This window comes from Gluconacetobacter sp. (assembly GCF_047721585.1).
GTDB classification, from domain to species: Bacteria; Pseudomonadota; Alphaproteobacteria; order Acetobacterales; family Acetobacteraceae; genus Gluconacetobacter; species Gluconacetobacter dulcium.
The window spans coordinates 1-5,378 of record NZ_JBDNXE010000179.1; the positions used below are offsets into that span (position 1 = coordinate 1).

General features: G+C 73.9%; 3 protein-coding genes. All 3 read right to left on the bottom strand.

Annotation, left to right across the window (positions count from 1 at the left end; genetic code table 11):
- Positions 1-909: hypothetical protein (locus ABF821_RS19440; RefSeq protein ID WP_415531273.1), on the bottom strand; the 909-nt coding region annotated here is incomplete at its 3' end.
- Positions 909-3,908, bottom strand: coding sequence for a glycosyltransferase (locus ABF821_RS19445; protein WP_415531274.1), 3,000 nt, complete (start codon positions 3,906-3,908; stop codon positions 909-911). The genes ABF821_RS19440 and ABF821_RS19445, both read right to left, overlap by 1 nt.
- 15 nt (positions 3,909-3,923) lie before the next feature.
- The coding region (locus ABF821_RS19450; protein WP_415531275.1) for a tetratricopeptide repeat protein at positions 3,924-5,378 on the bottom strand (1,455 nt) is incomplete at its 5' end.

Below are 5,378 nucleotides of genomic sequence, written 5' to 3' on the forward strand. Positions count from 1 at the left end.
TGCCAGCAATGCCTGTTCCCCTTCATCGGGACGTTCCGCCACCGCCACAGGCACGATCTCGACACGGAAGGCTTCCAGCGGCGCCGCGCTTTCGGCCTCGGCCACCCCGCCATCCGTCACCGGCCCCACCCGGCTGCCATCGGTAAAACTGGCCCAGACACGGCAATGATACCGGCCGGCGGCCTGCGGCTTCAGCCGAACGCGCAGGCCCAGGATCGGCAGCGCCATGCCGCGACTGCCGCAGAACTGGCCGCCCGAGGCCCAGGGCGACAGCCAGCCCCGCCCCAGCACCGCCTGATATTCGATATCCTCGGTCGTGATCAGTTGGGCCGGCGCGATGGCGAAACCCTCGATCCAGTTCCGGCTGCCGGGCGTGCCCATCCAGTCCATCAGCGAAGCCGCCACATCGCCGCGACGCTGGATATGCGCCGTCAGTTCGCCGGCGGGGCCCTTTGTGCCCTGGGGTTCCAGCTTCGGCTGCGTGGATGACGGGGCCACGGGAAAGGGCGGCACGGCGCCGGGCTGCGGCGGGGCCATGGCAGACGCCGGGCCGGCCGCCGCCGCATCGGCCAGACGCACCACCTGAAGGCGCGGCGTCTCGGCCATCCGGGCCGGGTCGTGATAGATGGTGATCAGGATCTGCCCCGCCGCCCCCGGCACGCGGACCAGTGCGGCGTTGCGCGCCGCGCCCAGCCAGCCCTCGTCATCGAACGTCGCGATTCCGACCCCGGCCCCCCCCGGCCCCGGTGCGCGCGAGATCCGCACGCCCGGCAGATCCGTACCGGTCGGCGCCTCGCTTCCGGCGGCGTGGAAGATGCAATAGAGGCCCGCATCCAGCGTCATCAGGCGGCCGGCGACCTTCAGGTCCGTCAGCCGGCCCGGATTGTCCATCGTCATGCTGTCGGGCATCAGCGAGCCTTCCGTCTAGGGGCGGTGGAACAAGGCGCGGCATGGTGCGCCGGCAGGCGGTCGACTGGGTGCACGGTCGCGATCTCCCTTTTCTCCTGGCGGCGCGCGGTAACCGCCCCGATCTGCCCATAAGACAGGAAAAACGTATTCAATTCGTGAATGGGCAGGTCGGGCGGCAACACCGCCCCCCAGCCGGCGCGCCGCACGCGCTCGGCCATGGCCCCCAGGTCGAAAACCACCGCCCGCAGCCCCGCCCGCCACGCCAGCCCCAGCGCGAAACACCAGGTCTCGGGCCAGATCGAGGGCAGGAAGGCCAGGTCCGCCTGCTGCGCCGCCAGCAGCGCGGCGCCGTCGCTTTCCTCATAGGGTCCGGTGACGAACACCCGGCCGGTGGCCATCAGCGCGTCATCGTCCGGCGTATGCCCCACCACGATGAATTCCAGGTCCAGCGCCCGCATCGCGGCGTCCTGCGCCGCCGCCAGAAGCACGCGGTACCCTTTCTCGACGCCGATCGCGCCGGGAACCGCCACCCGTATCCGCTGCCCCGGAACCCGCGCCCGCGCCGCCGGCGGCGCCAGCACCCGGTCATCCGCCAGCGCGGCCACGCCGATGGCAAGACCGGGAAAGGCCCGCTGCATGCGCCCGGCCGTGTCATCGGAGGGCACGAGAACCTCCCCTGCCCCGCGCAGCACGGCTTCCGACCGGGCGCGATAGGCCGACAGGCGTACGGGCACCGGGCCGGCGCCCTTCAGCAGGCTGCCCCCTGTGCGCAGGCAGGCAGCGCATCCCTCCGGCTCCGGCCCCCCACAATAGCGGCCGGACGCATCCACCAGCGCGACGCGGGGGCAGAGCCAGACATAATCATGAACATGCACCGCGTAGGGTACGCCCAGCCCGGCCGCCAGCGTCGGCGCGTCGATCTCGTGCCCCAGCCCGTGGTGCCATTCCACACGCTCCACGCCCGACGCGCGCAGCACCGCCAGCAGCAGGTCCCAGTCCTCCGGCAGGCGAAAGCGTGGCATGGCGGACCATGCGTCGCCCGCCCCATCCTCCAGTCGGCATCCGTCGGGCGTGGGCCGCAGCAGCACCGGCCGCGTGCCCTGGGCGCGCCACATCCGGGCGCGGTCCCGCACCACCTGTTCCACGCCGCCACCCTGATCGTGCGTGACCAGCAACACCGCGTGGCGCCAGCCGGCCCCTCCACGCTGCCAGCACACCAGGGCCAGCCGCCGCCGGGAAGCGAACAGCGGATCGACGACGGCATGGGCTTCAACCAGTGCGCCATAGCCGGGATACAGCCGGTCCAGGATCGCCAGATTGCGCCGCAGCAACGCCGGGCCGGCGGCGCCGAAGGAGGCACTCCCCGCATGGCCGACAAAGACCCCGGTGGCCGCGACATGCCGCCAGCCCGCCTCGGCGACGCGGCGGCAGAACGCATTCTCCTCGCCATAGCCCTGCGCGAAGAGGTCGGCGCGGAACGGGCCGGCGGCGGCCAGGCAATCGTGGCGGATGAACAGGCAGAATCCATGGCCGGTCGGCACTTCGACCGCCTGCCCGCCATTGGCCGCCCGTGCCGCCGCCATCAGGCGCCGCACCGTTTCCAGATCGGGCATCGGCGCCGGCGCGTCGTCGGGCAGCGCATCGGGGCCGGGCCAGGAAAAAAGACTGGCATGGTTCGACAGCGGCGTGACGGTGCCGATATGCGCCGCGCCATAGGCAATGTCGGCCAGTTCCGCCAGCCAGCCCCCGGCGACCAGCGTGTCGCTGTTCAGCAGCACCACGTCCTGCCCCGCCGCCGCGCGCATGCCGTCATTGGCCGATCGCGGAAAGCCCAGGCGACGCGCGTGACGGATCAGGCGGATGGCACCCGCCTGCGCCCGCCTATCCAGTTCCGCCGCCAGAGCCGGGTCCGGCGTCGCGTCGTCCACCACGAACACCGGCACCGCGTCCCCCACACTGGCCCGCACCGAGTCCAGACATGCCAGCGTGCCGGCACGGTCGCCATGCACGGGAATGACGATGGCGAGTCCGGCCCGGCATGGCGGCACCGCGGGCGGGGGGCAGACAGCCCCCTCATCGCCGGGCGACATCACGGGATGCGCCGCCAGAGGGCTGCCCGCCAGATCGCTGCCATCCGGCCCTTCCACATGCAGCGGGCCGGGCGGCAGATCCGCCGCCGCCACGGCAAAGCGGCGCGGCCGGGCAAGGGGCAGAAGGCTGTCCGCCTCCGGCGCGGGCTCGGCGGCCACGAGGCGCCGGATCATGCGCCCCCGCGCGTCGCGGATATGCAGGGCCGGCGCCTGATCCGGGTCCGATGGATGCCAGGCCCAGCCCGACAGGCCGTCCGGTCCGGCCTCCACCAGCCCGTCGATCCGTTGCAGCGCCGCCGGCTCCAGCGGACTGCCAAGAAGCGGCACGCCGCCGCCCAGAACCACCACCTGCCGCGCCCGACGCCACCGCACAGGCAGCTTCATGCCGTCCGCCACGCCGGAGACCGGCCGCCCGTCGATCAGTACCGTCACCGCCGACGCGCCCAGAAACAACCGTCCCGACACCGAAAGCCCGCACCAGCCCGGCCGCCCGGCCAATGCCGCCAGCCGTGCGAACAACGCCCCCATGTCGCCGGGCGGCGCGTGGCGGGACAGGGCGTGCTGCCCGGCGGCGATCGCGGCCGTATCCTCGCCCGCCATCAGCAGGGCGGCGGCCAGGGCGACCCAGGCCTCGCGGAAATCGAAACGCGCGGTCAGCGCGCGCAGTATATGCGCGGCCCCCCCGGCATCGCCGTCGCGCAGCCGCGCCATCGCCAGCGGAAAGGCCACCACGACGCTCTCCGGCGCCAGACGATGGGCGCGCTCGTACCAGGCTCGCGCGCTCCCGGCGTCGCCCGTTTCCTCGCAGGCCCGTGCCTGGCGAAAGGCCGACTGGGCCTGCGCATCGGCCCAGACCTGCCATGCCGCGCGACCCTCCGGCGATGTCCGCCCACGCGCGGGCGGCACCATGTGCTCCGCCACCCCTCAGCCCGCCCCGGCGCCGGCCGCCGGCCCTGCCCCCAGCCGGGCCAGTTCGGCCGCCGCATCGGGCACGCCCTGCGCGGCGGCGCGTTCCAGCCACAACCGGGCTTCCGCCGGGTCGCTCATGCCGGCCAGTCCGCGCAGCAGATAGCGGCCCAGCATCAACTGACCCAGCGCGTTGCCGCGTTCGGCGGCCATGCGGAACCAATGCTGGGCCTGCGCCCGGTCCGCCGGCACATCGTGGCCGCCACCCAGCAGCGCCCCCAGCGAGAACATGGCATCGACCTGCCCCTGTTCGGCCGCCGTCCGATAGAGCGTCGCCGCCGCCGCATGGTCGCGCGGCCCACCACGGCCGGTCAGCATCAATTGCGCCAGCGCCACCTGGGCATCGGCCATGCCGGCTTCGGCCGCGCGCGCGATCCAGCCCCGCCCCGCCGCGAGATCGGGCGCGCAGCCGCGCCCTTCCAGCAGCATGCGGCCATACCAGTATTGTGCGTTCACCACGCCGTCGGCGGCACGCAGCATCCAGGCCGCCGCCGCCTGTTCATCGCGCGCCATCCCCAACCCGTGGGTCAGGCAGATGCTGAAATTGAAGGCCGCGACCGGGTCTCCGGCCTCGGCCGCATGGGCGAAATACCGCCCGAGGTCGCGCCGGTCCTCCTCCGACACATCCTGGTCCAGCAGCAGATTGCCCAGATCGGCGCCCGCCCGCCCGTCACCCAAGGCCGCCGCCTGGCGGAAGCACCGCGCGGCCTCCGTCACGTCACGGGACTGGCCGGCCCCCGTCAGGGCCAGCATGCCCAATGCCCGCCAGGCCGCCCCGTGGCCCTCCGAGGCGGCGCGCCGATACCACAGCGCGGCCTCGATATAATTCGGCGGCAGGTCGCCGCCGCAGGCGTACAGATCACCCAGCAGCGATGCCGCCTCGCGATCGCCGGCCAGGGCGGCGCGACGCAGCCAGCTTTCCGCCCGCGCCGCATCGCGCGTGCAGCCCCGCCCCTCCAGCAGGGCCAGACCGAACCGCGCCTGGGCCGCGCGCACCCCGGCCTCGGCCGCGCGGCCATACAGCGCGGTGGCCGCCGCGATATCCCGCGCCACGCCCTGCCCCCGTTCGGTGAGCGTCCCCAGCATGAACTGCGCCGACCCCAGCCCGGCTTCGGCCGCCACGCGCAGGGCTTCCGCCGCCCGCGCATGCCCGGCCTCGTCGCGCGCCGCGCGCATCCACACCAGCCCGAGCCCCAGATAGCCCTGTGGACAACCGGCGGCGGCCGCGCGGGAAAACCAGCCCTCCGCCGCCACCACATCGCGCATTTCGGCCGGCCCGTCGGCGAGAATATAGCCGTACAACGCCTGCGCATCGGGCGATCCGGCCGCCCCCGCCCGGCACGGCCCGGCGGGGGGCGGGGGCCGGGTCGGGCCCCCGAGCGGCCGGCGTGGGGGCCCCCCGCCGCCCGCCCC

Excerpts from the sequence above, each read along its gene's own strand:
- ABF821_RS19445 (WP_415531274.1), bottom strand. The coding sequence starts at position 3,908 with ATGGTGCCGCCCGCGCGTGGGCGGACATCGCCGGAGGGTCGCGCGGCA.